This window comes from Pseudomonas sp. AC252 (assembly GCF_979258105.1).
Genome location: NZ_OZ409837.1, coordinates 1,244,352 through 1,259,525 on the forward strand (window position 1 = coordinate 1,244,352; position 15,174 = coordinate 1,259,525).

At 54.9% G+C, this 15,174-nt stretch carries 24 protein-coding genes and 2 pseudogenes; all 26 read right to left on the reverse strand.

Annotated features, from left to right (window positions below; translation table 11 throughout):
* Positions 1-23: 23 nt before the first annotated feature.
* The 26 genes and pseudogenes from secY to rpsL all read right to left on the reverse strand — a co-directional run bounded on the left by secY (position 24) and on the right by rpsL (position 15,045).
* Positions 24-1,352, reverse strand: coding sequence for a preprotein translocase subunit SecY (gene secY / locus ACZZZ4_RS05810; protein ID WP_016772945.1), 1,329 nt, complete (start codon positions 1,350-1,352; stop codon positions 24-26).
* Positions 1,353-1,790, reverse strand: a complete 438-nt coding sequence (gene rplO, locus ACZZZ4_RS05815; protein ID WP_039761942.1) for a 50S ribosomal protein L15 — start codon at positions 1,788-1,790, stop codon at positions 1,353-1,355.
* Positions 1,791-1,793: 3 nt separating this feature from the next.
* A complete protein-coding gene (rpmD, locus tag ACZZZ4_RS05820; protein WP_003176408.1) occupies positions 1,794-1,970 on the reverse strand; it encodes a 50S ribosomal protein L30 in 177 nt (58 codons plus the stop codon).
* Between the two features lie 2 nt (positions 1,971-1,972).
* On the reverse strand, positions 1,973-2,473 hold the full coding sequence (rpsE, locus tag ACZZZ4_RS05825) for a 30S ribosomal protein S5 (RefSeq protein ID WP_007955637.1): 501 nt from the start codon (positions 2,471-2,473) through the stop codon (positions 1,973-1,975).
* A 3-nt stretch (positions 2,474-2,476) separates the two neighbouring features.
* Entirely contained in the window at positions 2,477-2,827 is a 351-nt protein-coding gene (rplR, locus tag ACZZZ4_RS05830; RefSeq protein ID WP_003186037.1) for a 50S ribosomal protein L18, read from the reverse strand.
* Between the two features lie 10 nt (positions 2,828-2,837).
* Complete coding sequence (gene rplF, locus ACZZZ4_RS05835; RefSeq protein ID WP_007966176.1) at positions 2,838-3,371, reverse strand: 50S ribosomal protein L6; 534 nt, start codon at positions 3,369-3,371, stop codon at positions 2,838-2,840.
* A gap of 11 nt (positions 3,372-3,382) precedes the next feature.
* Positions 3,383-3,775: a 30S ribosomal protein S8 gene (gene rpsH, locus ACZZZ4_RS05840; RefSeq protein WP_016772944.1), complete on the reverse strand. Its 393-nt coding sequence runs from the start codon at positions 3,773-3,775 to the stop codon at positions 3,383-3,385.
* A gap of 207 nt (positions 3,776-3,982) precedes the next feature.
* A complete protein-coding gene (gene rpsN / locus ACZZZ4_RS05845) occupies positions 3,983-4,288 on the reverse strand; it encodes a 30S ribosomal protein S14 (RefSeq protein ID WP_003186042.1) in 306 nt (101 codons plus the stop codon).
* Positions 4,289-4,301: 13 nt separating this feature from the next.
* Positions 4,302-4,841, reverse strand: a complete 540-nt coding sequence (gene rplE / locus ACZZZ4_RS05850; RefSeq protein WP_003210069.1) for a 50S ribosomal protein L5 — start codon at positions 4,839-4,841, stop codon at positions 4,302-4,304.
* A 20-nt stretch (positions 4,842-4,861) separates the two neighbouring features.
* Positions 4,862-5,176, reverse strand: coding sequence for a 50S ribosomal protein L24 (gene rplX / locus ACZZZ4_RS05855; protein ID WP_003186046.1), 315 nt, complete (start codon positions 5,174-5,176; stop codon positions 4,862-4,864).
* Between the two features lie 11 nt (positions 5,177-5,187).
* Positions 5,188-5,556 (reverse strand): 50S ribosomal protein L14, encoded by a 369-nt coding sequence (rplN, locus tag ACZZZ4_RS05860; protein ID WP_002555479.1) that lies wholly within the window; start codon positions 5,554-5,556, stop codon positions 5,188-5,190.
* 23 nt (positions 5,557-5,579) lie between these two features.
* The gene (gene rpsQ / locus ACZZZ4_RS05865) at positions 5,580-5,846 is read right to left on the reverse strand and encodes a 30S ribosomal protein S17 (protein WP_003194644.1); all 267 of its coding nucleotides are present in this window, start codon (positions 5,844-5,846) and stop codon (positions 5,580-5,582) included.
* Between the two features lie 2 nt (positions 5,847-5,848).
* The gene (rpmC, locus tag ACZZZ4_RS05870) at positions 5,849-6,040 is read right to left on the reverse strand and encodes a 50S ribosomal protein L29 (protein ID WP_002555481.1); all 192 of its coding nucleotides are present in this window, start codon (positions 6,038-6,040) and stop codon (positions 5,849-5,851) included.
* Positions 6,040-6,453, reverse strand: a complete 414-nt coding sequence (gene rplP, locus ACZZZ4_RS05875) for a 50S ribosomal protein L16 (RefSeq protein WP_003228729.1) — start codon at positions 6,451-6,453, stop codon at positions 6,040-6,042. Before rplP ends, rpmC begins: the two co-directional genes overlap by 1 nt.
* A 12-nt stretch (positions 6,454-6,465) precedes the next feature.
* Complete coding sequence (rpsC, locus tag ACZZZ4_RS05880; protein WP_003176422.1) at positions 6,466-7,152, reverse strand: 30S ribosomal protein S3; 687 nt, start codon at positions 7,150-7,152, stop codon at positions 6,466-6,468.
* A 13-nt stretch (positions 7,153-7,165) separates the two neighbouring features.
* Positions 7,166-7,498 carry a 50S ribosomal protein L22 gene (rplV, locus tag ACZZZ4_RS05885; protein ID WP_003103908.1) on the reverse strand — a complete coding sequence of 111 codons (333 nt, stop codon included), beginning with the start codon at positions 7,496-7,498 and terminating at the stop codon, positions 7,166-7,168.
* Positions 7,499-7,509: 11 nt separating this feature from the next.
* A pseudogene (gene rpsS / locus ACZZZ4_RS05890) lies at positions 7,510-7,784 on the reverse strand (30S ribosomal protein S19).
* A 16-nt stretch (positions 7,785-7,800) separates the two neighbouring features.
* A pseudogene (gene rplB / locus ACZZZ4_RS05895) lies at positions 7,801-8,624 on the reverse strand (50S ribosomal protein L2).
* Between the two features lie 14 nt (positions 8,625-8,638).
* Complete coding sequence (rplW, locus tag ACZZZ4_RS05900; protein WP_002555488.1) at positions 8,639-8,938, reverse strand: 50S ribosomal protein L23; 300 nt, start codon at positions 8,936-8,938, stop codon at positions 8,639-8,641.
* On the reverse strand, positions 8,935-9,537 hold the full coding sequence (gene rplD, locus ACZZZ4_RS05905) for a 50S ribosomal protein L4 (protein WP_003228735.1): 603 nt from the start codon (positions 9,535-9,537) through the stop codon (positions 8,935-8,937). The genes rplW and rplD overlap by 4 nt, the downstream gene beginning before the upstream one ends.
* A 12-nt stretch (positions 9,538-9,549) precedes the next feature.
* A complete protein-coding gene (rplC, locus tag ACZZZ4_RS05910) occupies positions 9,550-10,185 on the reverse strand; it encodes a 50S ribosomal protein L3 (protein WP_003228738.1) in 636 nt (211 codons plus the stop codon).
* A gap of 80 nt (positions 10,186-10,265) precedes the next feature.
* Complete coding sequence (gene rpsJ, locus ACZZZ4_RS05915) at positions 10,266-10,577, reverse strand: 30S ribosomal protein S10 (RefSeq protein ID WP_003186070.1); 312 nt, start codon at positions 10,575-10,577, stop codon at positions 10,266-10,268.
* A gap of 154 nt (positions 10,578-10,731) precedes the next feature.
* Entirely contained in the window at positions 10,732-11,925 is a 1,194-nt protein-coding gene (tuf, locus tag ACZZZ4_RS05920; protein WP_024014521.1) for an elongation factor Tu, read from the reverse strand.
* 31 nt (positions 11,926-11,956) lie between these two features.
* Positions 11,957-14,062 carry an elongation factor G gene (gene fusA / locus ACZZZ4_RS05925; protein ID WP_016772942.1) on the reverse strand — a complete coding sequence of 702 codons (2,106 nt, stop codon included), beginning with the start codon at positions 14,060-14,062 and terminating at the stop codon, positions 11,957-11,959.
* Between the two features lie 30 nt (positions 14,063-14,092).
* On the reverse strand, positions 14,093-14,566 hold the full coding sequence (rpsG, locus tag ACZZZ4_RS05930; RefSeq protein ID WP_016772941.1) for a 30S ribosomal protein S7: 474 nt from the start codon (positions 14,564-14,566) through the stop codon (positions 14,093-14,095).
* 107 nt (positions 14,567-14,673) lie between these two features.
* Positions 14,674-15,045 (reverse strand): 30S ribosomal protein S12, encoded by a 372-nt coding sequence (gene rpsL, locus ACZZZ4_RS05935; RefSeq protein WP_003186084.1) that lies wholly within the window; start codon positions 15,043-15,045, stop codon positions 14,674-14,676.
* Positions 15,046-15,174: the final 129 nt, after the last annotated feature.

Here is a 15,174-nt window from a genome sequence, read left to right on the forward strand (position 1 = left end):
AACTCCTCGAACCTTATGGGTACTCAGCGCAACATGCCGCTGCCGTAACCCTTCAGGTTGGCTTTCTTCATCAGGGATTCGTACTGGTGCGAAACGAGGTGCGATTGTACTTGGGACATGAAGTCCATCACAACCACGACCACGATCAGCAACGAGGTCCCGCCAAGGTAGAACGGAACGTTTGCTGCAACCACCAGGAATTGGGGCAACAGGCACACGGCCGTCATGTAAAGAGCACCGAACAGGGTCAAGCGGGTCAGAACGCCATCAATATAGCGCGCAGACTGCTCACCTGGACGGATGCCCGGAATAAAGGCACCGGACTTCTTCAGGTTTTCCGCTACGTCTTTCGGATTGAACATCAACGCCGTATAGAAGAAGCAGAAGAAAATAATCCCTGCACTAAACAGCAGAATATTCAACGGCTGACCAGGAGCGATCGACTGCGAGATGTCCTGCAACCAGCCCATACCTTCAGACTGACCGAACCAGGCACCCAACGAAGCCGGAAACAGCAAAATGCTGCTCGCGAAAATAGCCGGAATAACACCGGCCATGTTCACCTTCAGCGGCAAGTGGCTTGTCTGCGCCGCAAAAACCTTGCGGCCCTGCTGACGCTTGGCGTAGTGAACAGCGATACGACGCTGGCCACGCTCAATGAACACCACGAAACCGATAATCGCTACTGCCAGCAAACCGATGGCAACCAGGGCGAAGATGTTGATATCACCCTGACGCGCAGACTCGAAAGACTGCCCGATTGCTCTCGGAAGACCGGCGACGATACCCGAAAAAATCAACATCGAGATACCGTTGCCAACACCACGCTCAGTAATCTGCTCACCCAGCCACATCATGAACATCGCACCAGCCACAAATGTGGTTACCGCGACGAAATGGAAGCCAAAGTCACCAGTGAACGCGACGCCCTGCCCGGCCAGACCAATGGACATGCCAATAGCCTGGACCAGAGCGAGAGCGACGGTGAGGTAGCGGGTGTACTGGCTAATCTTGCGACGGCCAGCTTCACCTTCCTTCTTCAACTGCTCCAGCTGCGGGCTGACGGCGGTCATCAGTTGCATGATGATCGATGCCGAAATGTACGGCATGATCCCCAGTGCAAAGATGCTCATCCGTTCCAGCGCGCCGCCGGAGAACATGTTGAACAAGCTAAGAATGGTCCCCTCATTCTGTCGAAACAGGTCTGCGAGTCGGTCCGGGTTGATACCTGGAACCGGGATGTGTGCGCCTATTCGGTAGACGATAATCGCCAGGAACAGAAAACGCAGACGAGCCCAGAGTTCAGACATACCGCCTTTGCCGAGCGCAGAGAGAGCACCTTGCTTAGCCATTTATTCCTCGAACTTGCCGCCAGCTGCTTCGATAGCCGCACGCGCACCTTTGGTGGCGCCGATTCCCTTGCCGATAGTGACAGCGCGAGTCACTTCACCGGACAGCATGATTTTCACACGCTGTACGTTGACGTTGATCACGTTGGCATCTTTCAGGGACTGCACAGTAACGACGTCGCCTTCCACTTTGGCCAGTTCGGACAAACGCACTTCTGCGCGATCCATGGCTTTCAGGGAAACGAAACCGAACTTAGGCAGGCGACGATGCAGCGGCTGTTGACCGCCTTCAAAGCCTGGAGCGATGGTGCCACCGGAGCGGGAGGTCTGACCTTTGTGACCACGGCCACCAGTCTTGCCCAAACCACTACCGATACCACGGCCCGGACGATGCTTTTCGCGACGGGAACCCGGCGCTGGACTCAGATCATTGAGTTTCATCGATTAACCCTCGACACGCAGCATGTAGTAAGCCTTGTTGATCATCCCGCGATTCTCGGGAGTATCCTGGACTTCTACAGTGTGACCGATGCGACGCAGACCCAGACCCTTAACGCACAGTTTGTGGTTAGGGATGCGGCCGGTCATGCTTTTGATCAGCGTAACTTTAACGGTAGCCATGATTACTTGATCTCCTCAACACGCAGGCCACGCTTGGCAGCGATGGACTCAGGAGACTGCATAGCCTTCAGACCCTTGAAAGTGGCGTGAACCACGTTTACCGGGTTAGTCGAGCCGTAGCACTTGGCCAGAACGTTCTGAACGCCAGCAACTTCGAGGACAGCACGCATAGCGCCGCCAGCGATGATACCGGTACCTTCAGAAGCAGGCTGCATGTACACCTTCGAAGCGCCGTGAGCGGACTTCATTGCGTACTGCAGGGTGGTGCCGTTCAGGTCAACTTGAATCATGTTGCGGCGAGCAGCTTCCATTGCCTTCTGGATCGCAGCAGGCACTTCACGTGACTTGCCACGGCCGAAGCCAACACGCCCTTTACCATCACCAACCACGGTCAACGCGGTGAAAGTGAAGATACGGCCGCCTTTAACGGTTTTGGCTACGCGGTTAACTTGAACCAGCTTCTCGATGTAGCCTTCGTCGCGCTTTTGGTCGTTATTTGACATAACTTAGAACTCCAGCCCAGCTTCACGAGCAGCATCAGCCAGCGCTTTAACGCGGCCGTGGTACTTGAAGCCAGAGCGGTCGAAAGCCACTTGCGATACGCCAGCGGCCTTAGCACGCGTAGCGACCAGCTGGCCAACCTTTGTGGCCGCGTCGATGTTGCCAGTGGCACCATCACGCAGTTCTTTATCCAAAGTCGAGGCACTTGCCAGGACCTTGTTGCCGTCGGCCGAGATGACCTGGGCGTAGATGTGCTGCGACGAGCGGAACACGCAGAGACGCACGACTTCGAGTTCGTGCATTTTCAGGCGTGCTTTGCGAGCGCGACGCAGTCGAGTAACTTTTTTGTCGGTCATTTGCTATGCCCTACTTCTTCTTGGCTTCTTTACGACGGACGACTTCGTCCGCGTAGCGCACACCTTTGCCTTTGTACGGCTCTGGTGGACGGAAGTCGCGGATCTCGGCGGCCACTTGACCTACCAGCTGCTTGTCGATGCCCTTGATCAGGATATCGGTCTGGCTAGGAGTCTCAGCGGTGATGCCTTGCGGCAGTTCGTAATCCACTGGGTGCGAGAAGCCAAGAGCCAGGTTCAGAACCTGACCTTTTGCTTGCGCTTTGTAACCAACACCGACCAGCTGGAGCTTGCGCTCGAAGCCTTGGCTTACGCCCTGGACCATGTTGTTTACCAACGCACGCGTGGTACCGGCCATTGCGCGAGTTTGTTGATCGCCATTGCGAGCAGCGAAACGCAGCTCACCAGCTTCTTCAACGATCTCAACGGACGAATGGATGTTCAGTTCAAGAGTGCCCTTGGCACCCTTCACCGAAAGCTGTTGGCCTGCGAATTTGACTTCGACACCGGCTGGCAGCTTAACGGGGTTCTTAGCGACGCGAGACATGCTTATCCCCCTTAGAACACAGTGCAAAGAACTTCGCCGCCGACACCGGCAGCGCGCGCAGCACGATCCGTCATCACACCTTTGTTGGTGGAGACGATAGACACGCCAAGACCGCCACGAACTTTCGGCAGATCTTCAACGGACTTGTACTGACGCAGGCCTGGACGACTAACGCGCTTCACTTCTTCGATAACCGGACGGCCTTCGAAGTACTTCAGCGAGATGGACAGCGACGGCTTGGCGTCGGTGGTGATCTGAAAATCCGCGATGTAACCTTCGTCCTTCAGGACTTTTGCTACAGCTGCCTTCAACGTGGAAGACGGCATGCTTACGACAGACTTTTCAGCCATCTGGGCATTACGGATTCGAGTTAGCATGTCCGCTAACGGGTCCTGCATACTCATGGGCTAGACGCTCCTAATACAAAAAATTAGCCTTGCGGCTACTACTTGTCGCCGAGAACTTCCGGGCAGAAAAACACGGGCTCAGGCGAGCCGGTCATTCTAGACACACCCCAGAAATGAATCAAGCCCCAAAAGGGGCTTGATTCAGATTCAAGGCCACCGATGGTCAGGTTCTTGCGAACCCGAACATCGAGACTTTGACAACTATTACCAGCTGGCTTTAACCAGACCTGGCACGTCACCACGCATTGCGGCTTGACGCAGCATGTTACGGCCGAGGCCGAACTTGCGGTACACGCCGTGCGGACGACCAGTCAGGCGGCAACGGTTACGCATGCGCGAAGCGCTTGCGTCACGTGGTTGCTTCTGCAGTGCTACGGTAGCTTCCCAACGCGCTTCTGGACTTGCGTTCAGATCGACGATGATAGCTTTCAGCGCTGCACGCTTGGTGGCGTACTTGGCAACGGTGAGCTGACGCTTCAGCTCACGGTTCTTCATGCTCTTCTTGGCCATTTTCCTACTCCAATCAGTTGCGGAACGGGAATTTGAAAGCACGCAGCAGAGCGCGGCCTTCATCATCGTTCTTGGCAGTGGTGGTCAGGGTAATGTCCAGACCGCGGAGAGCATCGATCTTGTCGTAGTCAATTTCCGGGAAGATGATCTGCTCTTTCACGCCCATGCTGTAGTTGCCACGACCATCGAAGGACTTGGCATTCAGGCCGCGGAAGTCGCGAACCCGAGGCAGGGAGATCGACAGCAGACGATCCAGGAACTCGTACATACGCTCACGGCGCAGGGTCACTTTGACGCCGATCGGCCATCCTTCGCGGACTTTGAAGCCAGCGATGGATTTACGAGCGTAGGTCACAACGACTTTCTGGCCGGTGATCTTTTCCAGGTCAGCAACAGCGTGCTCGATGACTTTTTTGTCGCCGATCGCTTCGCCCAGACCCATGTTCAGGGTGATTTTGGTAACGCGCGGAACTTCCATCACGTTCGAAAGCTTAAGTTCTTCCTTAAGTTTCGGAGCGATTTCCTTCCGGTAAATCTCTTTTAGTCGTGCCATGGTCTTCTACCTAGCAGTGTTCAAGCATCAACCGCTTTTTGGGTCGACTTGAAGACACGAATTTTCTTACCGTCTTCTACTTTGAAACCAACGCGGTCAGCCTTGTTGGTTTCGCCGTTGAAGATGGCGACGTTGGAAGCGTGCAGTGGCGCTTCTTTCTCGACGATACCGCCCTGTACGCCCGACATCGGGTTAGGCTTGGTATGACGCTTGACCAGGTTCAGACCACCAACAACCAGACGGTTGTCAGCAAGAACCTTCAGCACCTTACCGCGCTTACCTTTGTCTTTGCCGGCGATCACGATGATCTCGTCGTCACGACGAATCTTTTGCATGTCGGATCTCCTTACAGCACTTCTGGGGCGAGCGAGACGATCTTCATGAACTTCTCAGTACGAAGTTCACGGGTCACTGGCCCAAAGATACGGGTGCCGATCGGCTCTTGCTTGTTGTTCAGAAGAACAGCAGCGTTGCCATCAAAGCGGATAATGGAGCCATCAGCACGACGTACGCCGTGACGAGTGCGGACTACAACAGCAGTCATCACTTGGCCTTTTTTCACCTTACCGCGAGGAATTGCTTCCTTCACGGTAACTTTGATGATGTCACCGATACCAGCGTAACGACGATGGGAGCCACCCAGCACCTTGATGCACATAACACGGCGAGCGCCGCTGTTATCGGCCACATCGAGCATGGATTGAGTCTGAATCATATAATTTCTCCGACCCCTAGCCCTTAGACTTCCACAGCGCGTTCGAGAACATCAACTAGCGCCCAAGACTTGGTCTTGGCCATCGGACGAGTTTCACGAATAGTGACTTTGTCGCCGATGTGGCACTGATTGGTTTCGTCGTGCGCGTGCAGCTTAGTCGAACGCTTAACGTATTTACCGTAGATCGGGTGCTTTACGCGACGCTCGATCAGAACGGTGATGGTTTTGTCCATCTTGTCGCTGACAACACGGCCAGTCAGCGTACGGACAGTTTTTTCGGCTTCAGCCATGATCACTTACCTGCCTGCTGGTTGAGCACAGTCTTCACGCGAGCGATGTCACGCTTAACTTGCGAGAGCAGATGAGACTGCCCCAACTGGCCAGTTGCTTTCTGCATGCGCAGATTGAACTGGTCGCGCAGCAAGCCGAGCAGTTGCTCGTTCAGCTGCTGTGCGGATTTTTCACGAAGTTCATTCGCTTTCATCACATCACCGTCCGTTTAACAAAGGAGGTGGCGAGCGGCAGCTTTGCAGCAGCCAGGGCGAAAGCCTCACGCGCCAGCTCTTCAGAAACACCCTCGATTTCATACAGGACTTTGCCTGGCTGAATCTGGGCAACCCAGTACTCCACGTTACCCTTACCTTTACCCATACGAACCTCGAGAGGTTTCTTGGAGATCGGCTTGTCCGGGAATACACGGATCCAGATCTTGCCGCCACGTTTTACGTGACGGGTCAGAGCACGACGCGCTGACTCGATCTGACGAGCGGTGAGACGACCACGAGCAACAGACTTCAGCGCGAACTCGCCGAAGCTGACTTTGCTACCGCGCAGTGCCAGACCACGGTTGTGGCCGGTCATCTGCTTGCGGAACTTCGTACGCTTTGGTTGCAACATTTGGCGTACCCCTTACTTAGCAGCTTTTTTACGAGGCGCTGGTGCTTGTGGTTTCAGTTCTTCTTGGCGACCACCAATAACTTCGCCTTTGAAGATCCAAACCTTTACACCGATCACACCGTAAGTGGTGTGAGCTTCGTAGTTGGCATAGTCGATGTCGGCACGCAGGGTGTGCAGTGGCACACGACCTTCGCGATACCATTCAGTACGTGCGATTTCAGCACCGCCGAGACGACCGCTCACTTGGATTTTGATGCCTTTGGCACCAATGCGCATGGCGTTCTGTACAGCGCGCTTCATAGCGCGACGGAACATTACACGACGCTCCAGCTGCTGAGCTACGCTCTGCGCAACCAGCATACCGTCGAGCTCCGGCTTGCGGATCTCTTCGATATTGATGTGCACAGGCACACCCATTTGCTTGGTCAGGTCCTGACGCAGTTTCTCAACATCTTCACCTTTCTTCCCGATAACGATACCTGGACGAGCGGTGTGGATGGTGATGCGTGCAGTTTGGGCCGGACGATGGATATCGATACGGCTTACGGACGCGCTTTTTAGTTTGTCTTGGAGATACTCACGCACTTTCAGATCTGCGAACAAGTAGTCCGCATAAGTCCGACCGTCTGCGTACCAGACGGAGGTGTGCTCCTTGACGATTCCCAGGCGAATGCCAATGGGATGTACTTTCTGACCCATCTCTTCGACTCCGTTACTTGTCAGCAACCTTGACAGTGATATGGCAAGACCGCTTGACGATGCGATCAGCACGGCCTTTGGCACGTGGCATGATGCGCTTCAGCGAACGCCCTTCGTTGACGAAAACGGTGCTGACCTTCAGGTCATCAACGTCTGCGCCTTCGTTATGCTCGGCGTTGGCTACGGCCGACTCCAGCACTTTCTTCATGATCTCGGCGGCTTTCTTACTGCTGAAAGCCAACAGGTTGAGCGCTTCGCCCACCTTCTTCCCGCGGATCTGGTCGGCGACCAAGCGGGCTTTCTGGGCGGAGATTCGAGCGCCCGACAACTTAGCGGCTACTTCCATTTCCTTACCCCTTAACGCTTGGCTTTCTTGTCAGCCACGTGCCCGCGATAGTTGCGGGTACCGGCGAACTCGCCCAGTTTGTGGCCGACCATGTCTTCGTTAACGAGAACTGGGACGTGCTGACGACCGTTGTGTACTGCGATGGTCAGACCGACCATTTGTGGCAGGATCATCGAACGACGCGACCAGGTTTTAATTGGTTTGCGATCGTTCTTTTCCGCCGCCACTTCGATCTTCTTCAGTAGGTGAAGATCAATAAAAGGACCTTTTTCAGAGAACGTGGCACTGTCGTATCCCTCTATTTACTTGCGACGACGGACGATCATTTTGTCGGTACGCTTATTACCACGAGTCTTCGCGCCCTTAGTCGGGAAGCCCCATGGCGATACCGGATGACGACCACCAGAGGTACGACCTTCACCACCACCATGTGGGTGGTCAACCGGGTTCATGGCAACACCACGAACGGTTGGGCGAACGCCACGCCAGCGTTTGGCACCAGCTTTACCCAGCGAACGCAGGCTGTGCTCGGAGTTCGAGACTTCACCCAGGGTCGCACGGCATTCAGCCAGGACTTTACGCATTTCACCGGAACGCAGACGCAGGGTCACGTAGACACCTTCACGAGCGATCAGCTGAGCCGAAGCACCAGCGGAACGAGCGATCTGTGCACCTTTACCTGGCTTCAATTCGATGCCGTGTACGGTAGAACCGACTGGAATGTTGCGCAGCTGCAGAGCGTTGCCTGGCTTGATTGGAGCCAGAGCGCCTGCGATCAGCTGGTCGCCAGCACTCACGCCTTTAGGGGCGATGATGTAGCGGCGCTCGCCGTCTGCGTAGCAGAGCAGTGCGATGTGAGCAGTACGGTTTGGATCGTATTCAATACGCTCGACAGTGGCGACGATGCCATCTTTGTCGTTGCGACGGAAATCGACCATACGGTAATGCTGCTTATGACCACCACCGATGTGACGAGTGGTAATACGGCCATTGTTGTTACGACCACCAGACTTCGATTTTTTCTCGAGCAGCGGTGCGTGAGGAGCGCCTTTATGCAGCTCCTGGTTGACCACCTTGACCACAAAACGGCGGCCAGGGAAGTCGGTTTGCATTTAACGATTGCCATGATGCACCCCTTCCTTACTCAGCACTGCTGCTGAAATCGAGATCTTGGCCTGGCTGAAGGGAGATAACTGCCTTCTTCCAGTCATTACGCTTGCCCAGACCGCGAGCAGTACGCTTGCTCTTACCCAGAACGTTCAGGGTAGTGACGCGCTCTACTTTCACGCTGAACAGGCTTTCGACGGCCTTCTTGATTTCCAGCTTGGTTGCATCGGTAGCAACCTTGAAAACGAACTGGCCTTTCTTGTCTGCCAGAACCGTAGCCTTCTCGGAAACGTGCGGGCCAAGCAGAACTTTAAATACGCGTTCCTGGTTCATCCCAGCAGCTCCTCGAATTTCTTCACGGCCGACACGGTGATCAACACCTTGTCGTATGCGATCAGACTAACTGGATCGGAACCTTGCACATCACGTACATCTACGTGCGGCAGGTTGCGAGCAGCCAGGTACAGGTTCTGATCAACAGCGTCCGACACGATCAGAACGTCGGTCAGGCTCATGTTGTTCAGTTTGCCCAGCAGATCTTTGGTTTTCGGAGTTTCAACAGCGAAATCCTGAACCACGACCAGACGATCAGTACGCACCAGCTCAGCAAGGATGGAACGCATTGCTGCGCGATACATCTTCTTGTTCAGCTTCTGGGAGTGATCCTGTGGACGAGCTGCGAAAGTGGTACCGCCGCCACGCCAGATTGGGCTACGGATAGTACCGGCACGAGCACGGCCAGTACCTTTCTGACGCCATGGGCGCTTGCCGCCACCACGAACGTCGGAACGGGTCTTCTGCTGCTTGCTACCTTGACGGCCGCCGGCCATGTAGGCCACGACTGCTTGGTGAACCAGCGTCTCGTTGAATTCGCCGCCAAATGTCAGTTCGGAAACTTCGATCGCTTGAGCGTCATTTACATTTAATTGCATGTCAGCTTCCCCTTAACCGCGAGCCTTGGCTGCTGGACGTACAACCAGGTTGCCGCCAGTAGCGCCAGGAACAGCACCCTTGACCAACAACAGATTGCGTTCAGCGTCCACGCGCACTACTTCCAGGGACTGCACGGTCACGCGCTCAGCGCCCATATGACCGGACATTTTTTTGCCCTTGAATACACGACCAGGAGTCTGGCACTGGCCGATAGAGCCTGGGACGCGGTGGGATACGGAGTTACCGTGGGTGTTATCTTGCCCGCGGAAATTCCAACGCTTGATCGTACCCTGGAAGCCTTTACCCTTGGACTGACCGGTTACATCAACCAGTTGACCAGCGGCGAAGATTTCAGCGTTGATCAGATCGCCTGCCTGGTACTCGCCTTCTTCAAGGCGGAATTCCATGGTGGTGCGACCAGCGGCAACGTTCGCTTTAGCGAAGTGGCCAGCCTGAGCTGCTGTTACACGCGAAGCGCGACGCTCGCCGACAGTGACTTGCACTGCACGATAGCCATCGGTCTCTTCAGTTTTGAACTGGGTGACGCGATTCGGCTCGATCTCAATGACCGTGACCGGAATGGAGACACCTTCTTCGGTGAAAATACGGGTCATACCGCATTTACGACCGACTACACCAATAGTCATGTTGTAAACCTCATGAGTGTACGGGGCTTTCACCCGCTATGGCCGCCCATTTCAGAGCGTTACACGACCAAGACCGAGTCTTAGCCGAGGCTGATCTGCACTTCCACACCGGCCGCAAGATCAAGCTTCATCAGCGCATCAACGGTTTTATCCGTTGGCTGGACGATGTCCAGAACACGCTTATGAGTGCGGATCTCGTACTGGTCACGCGCGTCTTTGTTGACGTGCGGGGAAACCAGAACGGTGAACCGCTCTTTACGGGTAGGCAGTGGAATTGGACCACGCACTTGAGCACCAGTACGTTTCGCGGTTTCCACGATTTCCTGGGTTGATTGGTCGATCAGGCGATGGTCAAAAGCCTTCAACCTGATACGGATTTGCTGATTTTGCATTGGATTTCAGACTCCGGCTGCTATTCCCACCGGGCGCAATACGCCCGTTAAAAGGAGGCGCAATTCTATAGACGCCCCCGATAGGTGTCAACCCAATAAAAAAGCCCCCGCTGAGCGGGGGCTTTTTCAATCCATCAAGCTGACTTTAAAAGTCTTACTCGATGATTTTGGCTACGACGCCGGCGCCGACGGTACGACCGCCTTCACGGATAGCGAAACGCAGACCGTCTTCCATCGCGATGGTTTTGATCAGGGTAACAGTCATCTGAATGTTGTCACCTGGCATTACCATTTCAACGCCTTCTGGCAGCTCGCAGTTACCAGTCACGTCAGTAGTACGGAAGTAGAACTGTGGACGGTAGCCTTTGAAGAACGGAGTGTGACGACCGCCTTCTTCCTTGCTCAGAACGTAAACTTCTGCGGTGAACTTGGTGTGCGGCTTGACCGAACCTGGCTTGACCAGAACCTGGCCACGCTCAACGTCGTCACGCTTGGTACCACGCAGCAGAACGCCGCAGTTCTCGCCAGCACGACCTTCGTCGAGCAGTTTACGGAACATCTCAACACCGGTGCAGGTGGTGGTGGTGGTGTCACGCAGACCAACGATTTCCAGAGCGTCCTGAACGCGAACGATACCGCGCTCGATACGACCAGTCACAACAGTACCGCGACCCGAGATCGAGAACACGTCTTCGATTGGCATCAGGAATGGCTTGTCGATCATACGAACTGGTTCTGGGATGTAGGTATCCAGAGTTTCAACCAGTTTACGAACGGCAGTGGTGCCCATTTCGTTGTCGTCTTTGCCTTCCAGCGCCATACGAGCCGAACCGATGATGATCGGAGTGTCGTCGCCCGGGAAGTCGTAGGTCGACAGCAGGTCACGAACTTCCATCTCAACCAGTTCCAGCAGCTCAGCGTCGTCTACCAGGTCAGCCTTGTTCAGGAAAACCACGATGTACGGAACGCCTACCTGACGGGACAGCAGGATGTGCTCACGGGTTTGCGGCATCGGACCATCAGCGGCCGAGCAAACCAGGATCGCGCCGTCCATCTGAGCAGCACCGGTGATCATGTTCTTCACGTAGTCAGCGTGACCTGGGCAGTCAACGTGAGCGTAGTGACGAATAGTCGAGTTGTACTCAACGTGAGCGGTGTTGATGGTGATACCGCGAGCTTTTTCTTCTGGTGCGCTGTCGATCTTGTCGAATTCAACGACGGCCGAACCGAAAACTTCGGAGCAGACGCGAGTCAGAGCAGCAGTCAGAGTGGTTTTACCGTGGTCAACGTGACCAATGGTGCCAACGTTGACGTGCGGTAGGGAACGATCAAATTTTTCTTTAGCCACGACAATTAACTCCTAGCCTAAAGGGGCTGAATCAGCCTTGTTTTTTGGTTACGGATTCGACGATGTGCGACGGAGCCGTATCGTATTTTTTGAATTCCATAGAGTAGCTTGCGCGACCCTGGGACATGGAACGAACGTCGGTCGCATAACCGAACATCTCACCCAGTGGAACCTCGGCACGGATAACCTTGCCGGACACTGTGTCTTCCATACCCTGGATCATGCCGCGACGACGGTTAAGGTCGCCCATCACATCACCCATATAGTCTTCAGGCGTAACAACCTCTACCGCCATGATCGGCTCGAGCAACTCACCACCGCCCTTCTGGGCCAGTTGCTTGGTCGCCATGGAAGCAGCCACCTTGAACGCCATCTCGTTGGAGTCGACGTCGTGGTAAGAACCATCGAACACGGTAGCCTTCAGGCCGATCAGCGGATAGCCGGCAACAACGCCGTTCTTCATCTGCTCTTCGATACCCTTCTGGATAGCCGGGATGTATTCCTTAGGAACCACACCACCTACAACTTCGTTCACGAATTGCAGACCTTCCTGACCTTCGTCAGCAGGAGCAAAACGGATCCAGCAGTGACCGAACTGGCCGCGACCACCGGACTGACGAACGAACTTGCCTTCGATTTCACAGTTCTTCGTGATGCGCTCACGATACGAAACCTGAGGCTTGCCGATGTTGGCTTCGACGTTGAACTCACGGCGCATCCGGTCAACCAGGATGTCCAGGTGCAGCTCGCCCATGCCGGAGATGATCGTCTGACCAGTCTCTTCATCAGTTTTAACGCGGAAAGACGGGTCTTCCTGAGCGAGCTTGCCCAGAGCGATACCCATTTTTTCCTGGTCATCCTTGGTCTTAGGCTCTACGGCAACCGAAATAACCGGCTCCGGGAAGTCCATGCGAACCAGGATGATTGGCTTGTCAGCGTTGCAGAGGGTTTCACCGGTGGTGACGTCCTTCATGCCGATCAGGGCCGCGATGTCACCAGCGCGTACTTCCTTGATCTCTTCACGGGCGTTTGCGTGCATTTGCACCATACGACCCACGCGCTCTTTCTTGCCTTTGACCGAGTTGATCACGCCGTCGCCGGAGTTCAACACGCCCGAGTAAACGCGGACGAAGGTCAGAGTACCCACGAATGGGTCGGTAGCGATCTTGAACGCCAGAGCCGCGAAAGGCTCATTGTCGTCTGCATGACGCTCCATCTCTTCTTCCTCGTTATCAGGGTTGGAACCCTTGATAGCAGGAATGTCGGTCGGAGCAGGCAGGTAGTCGATAACGGCGTCGAGAACCAGGGGAACGCCCTTGTTCTTGAACGAAGAACCGCAAACGGCCAGAACGATTTCGCCGGCGATAGTACGCTGACGCAAAGCAGCCTTGATCTCTTCGATCGACAGCTCTTCGCCTTCCAGGTACTTGTTCATCAGCTCTTCGTTGGCTTCGGCAGCAGCTTCAACCATATTGTTGCGCCACTCTTCAGCCAGCTCTTGGAGCTCGGCAGGAATGTCCTTGCGAACAGGGACCATACCTTTGTCGGAGTCGTTCCAGTAGACAGCTTGCATGTTGATCAGATCGATCTGACCCTGGAAGTTGTCTTCGGAACCGATGGCCAACTGGATCGGCACCGGAGTGTGACCCAGACGCTGCTTGATCTGACCGATCACGCGCAGGAAGTTGGCGCCGGCACGGTCCATCTTGTTTACGTAAACAAGACGTGGAACGCCGTATTTGTTGGCTTGACGCCATACGGTTTCCGACTGCGGCTCAACACCCGAAGTACCGCAGAACACAACGACAGCGCCGTCGAGTACGCGCAGGGAACGTTCAACTTCAATGGTGAAGTCAACGTGGCCCGGGGTATCGATTACGTTGAAACGGTGCTCGTGAGAGTACTGCTTCTCGGAACCTTTCCAGAAGGCGGTAATGGCAGCAGAAGTAATGGTAATACCACGCTCCTGCTCCTGAACCATCCAGTCTGTGGTCGCGGCGCCATCATGCACCTCGCCCATTTTGTGACTTTTGCCGGTGTAAAACAGTACGCGCTCGGTGGTGGTGGTTTTACCAGCATCCACGTGAGCGACGATACCGATGTTACGGTAGCGGCTAATCGGAGTAGTACGAGCCATAAAGCCCTCGCAAAATTAGTGAAGCTAAAATTAGAAGCGGTAGTGCGAGAAAGCTTTGTTAGCTTCGGCCATACGGTGCACGTCTTCACGCTTCTTAACAGCAGCACCTTTACCTTCAGCAGCATCCAGCAGTTCGCCAGCCAAACGCAGAGCCATAGACTTCTCGCCGCGCTTACGGGCGAAGTCTACCAACCAGCGCATTGCCAGAGCGTTACGACGGGAAGGACGAACCTCGACCGGAACCTGGTAAGTAGCACCACCAACGCGGCGCGACTTCACTTCGACCAGCGGAGCGATGGCGTCGAGTGCTTTTTCGAAGAGTTCCAGGGGATCGGTGCCAGCCTTACGGGCCGCAACGGTTTCCAGGGCACCATAAACGATACGCTCGGCAACGGCTTTCTTGCCGCTCTCCATAACGTGGTTCATGAATTTGGCGAGGATCTGGCTTCCGTATTTCGGATCGTCCAGAATCTCACGCTTTGCTGCTACGCGACGTCTTGGCATGATAAGCCCTCAAGCGGTCTTCAGGTTAGCTCGGGACAGATCCAGAGGATGCGTGCCCGACCTTACTCTTATCGACTCAATAAAATAAAAATCTGCAAAACGGCCGATTACTTCGGACGCTTGGTACCGTACTTCGAACGACCCTGGTTACGGCCTTTAACGCCGGAAGTATCCAAGGAGCCGCGAACGGTGTGGTAACGAACACCTGGCAAGTCTTTTACACGACCGCCGCGGATCAGTACCACGCTGTGCTCTTGCAGGTTGTGGCCTTCACCGCCGATGTACGAGGAAACCTCGAAACCGTTGGTCAGACGCACACGGCATACTTTACGCAGTGCCGAGTTAGGTTTTTTCGGCGTGGTGGTGTACACACGGGTGCACACGCCACGACGTTGCGGGCAGTTCTGCAGCGCAGGTACGTCGGATTTCTCGACGATACGCTTACGCGGCTGACGTACCAGCTGGTTGATAGTTGCCATCTACTAGCTCCACTGTTGTCTTGCGACGCTATTGTCTTGCAAGAAAAGCAAAATGGCAGGAACGAATTCCCGCCAAATTTAGGGGATCAAGAGTCTAAAGAGGATCTTGATTCCAGTCAAGGCAAGGCC

Bases quoted from the DNA above. Each gene is read 5' to 3' on its own strand.
- secY (WP_016772945.1), bottom strand. From the start codon at position 1,352: ATGGCTAAGCAAGGTGCTCTCTCTGCGCTCGGCAAAGGCGGTATGTCT.
- rplO (WP_039761942.1), bottom strand. From the start codon at position 1,790: ATGAAACTCAATGATCTGAGTCCAGCGCCGGGTTCCCGTCGCGAAAAG.
- rpmD (WP_003176408.1), bottom strand. From the start codon at position 1,970: ATGGCTACCGTTAAAGTTACGCTGATCAAAAGCATGACCGGCCGCATC.
- rpsE (WP_007955637.1), bottom strand. From the start codon at position 2,473: ATGTCAAATAACGACCAAAAGCGCGACGAAGGCTACATCGAGAAGCTG.
- rplR (WP_003186037.1), bottom strand. From the start codon at position 2,827: ATGACCGACAAAAAAGTTACTCGACTGCGTCGCGCTCGCAAAGCACGC.
- rplF (WP_007966176.1), bottom strand. From the start codon at position 3,371: ATGTCTCGCGTCGCTAAGAACCCCGTTAAGCTGCCAGCCGGTGTCGAA.
- rpsH (WP_016772944.1), bottom strand. From the start codon at position 3,775: ATGAGTATGCAGGACCCGTTAGCGGACATGCTAACTCGAATCCGTAAT.
- rpsN (WP_003186042.1), bottom strand. From the start codon at position 4,288: ATGGCCAAGAAGAGCATGAAGAACCGTGAGCTGAAGCGTCAGCTCACC.
- rplE (WP_003210069.1), bottom strand. From the start codon at position 4,841: ATGGCACGACTAAAAGAGATTTACCGGAAGGAAATCGCTCCGAAACTT.
- rplX (WP_003186046.1), bottom strand. From the start codon at position 5,176: ATGCAAAAGATTCGTCGTGACGACGAGATCATCGTGATCGCCGGCAAA.
- rplN (WP_002555479.1), bottom strand. From the start codon at position 5,556: ATGATTCAGACTCAATCCATGCTCGATGTGGCCGATAACAGCGGCGCT.
- rpsQ (WP_003194644.1), bottom strand. From the start codon at position 5,846: ATGGCTGAAGCCGAAAAAACTGTCCGTACGCTGACTGGCCGTGTTGTC.
- rpmC (WP_002555481.1), bottom strand. From the start codon at position 6,040: ATGAAAGCGAATGAACTTCGTGAAAAATCCGCACAGCAGCTGAACGAG.
- rplP (WP_003228729.1), bottom strand. From the start codon at position 6,453: ATGTTGCAACCAAAGCGTACGAAGTTCCGCAAGCAGATGACCGGCCAC.
- rpsC (WP_003176422.1), bottom strand. From the start codon at position 7,152: ATGGGTCAGAAAGTACATCCCATTGGCATTCGCCTGGGAATCGTCAAG.
- rplV (WP_003103908.1), bottom strand. From the start codon at position 7,498: ATGGAAGTAGCCGCTAAGTTGTCGGGCGCTCGAATCTCCGCCCAGAAA.
- rplW (WP_002555488.1), bottom strand. From the start codon at position 8,938: ATGAACCAGGAACGCGTATTTAAAGTTCTGCTTGGCCCGCACGTTTCC.
- rplD (WP_003228735.1), bottom strand. From the start codon at position 9,537: ATGCAATTAAATGTAAATGACGCTCAAGCGATCGAAGTTTCCGAACTG.
- rplC (WP_003228738.1), bottom strand. From the start codon at position 10,185: ATGACTATTGGTGTAGTCGGTCGTAAATGCGGTATGACCCGTATTTTC.
- rpsJ (WP_003186070.1), bottom strand. From the start codon at position 10,577: ATGCAAAATCAGCAAATCCGTATCAGGTTGAAGGCTTTTGACCATCGC.
- fusA (WP_016772942.1), bottom strand. From the start codon at position 14,062: ATGGCTCGTACTACTCCGATTAGCCGCTACCGTAACATCGGTATCGTC.
- rpsG (WP_016772941.1), bottom strand. From the start codon at position 14,566: ATGCCAAGACGTCGCGTAGCAGCAAAGCGTGAGATTCTGGACGATCCG.
- rpsL (WP_003186084.1), bottom strand. From the start codon at position 15,045: ATGGCAACTATCAACCAGCTGGTACGTCAGCCGCGTAAGCGTATCGTC.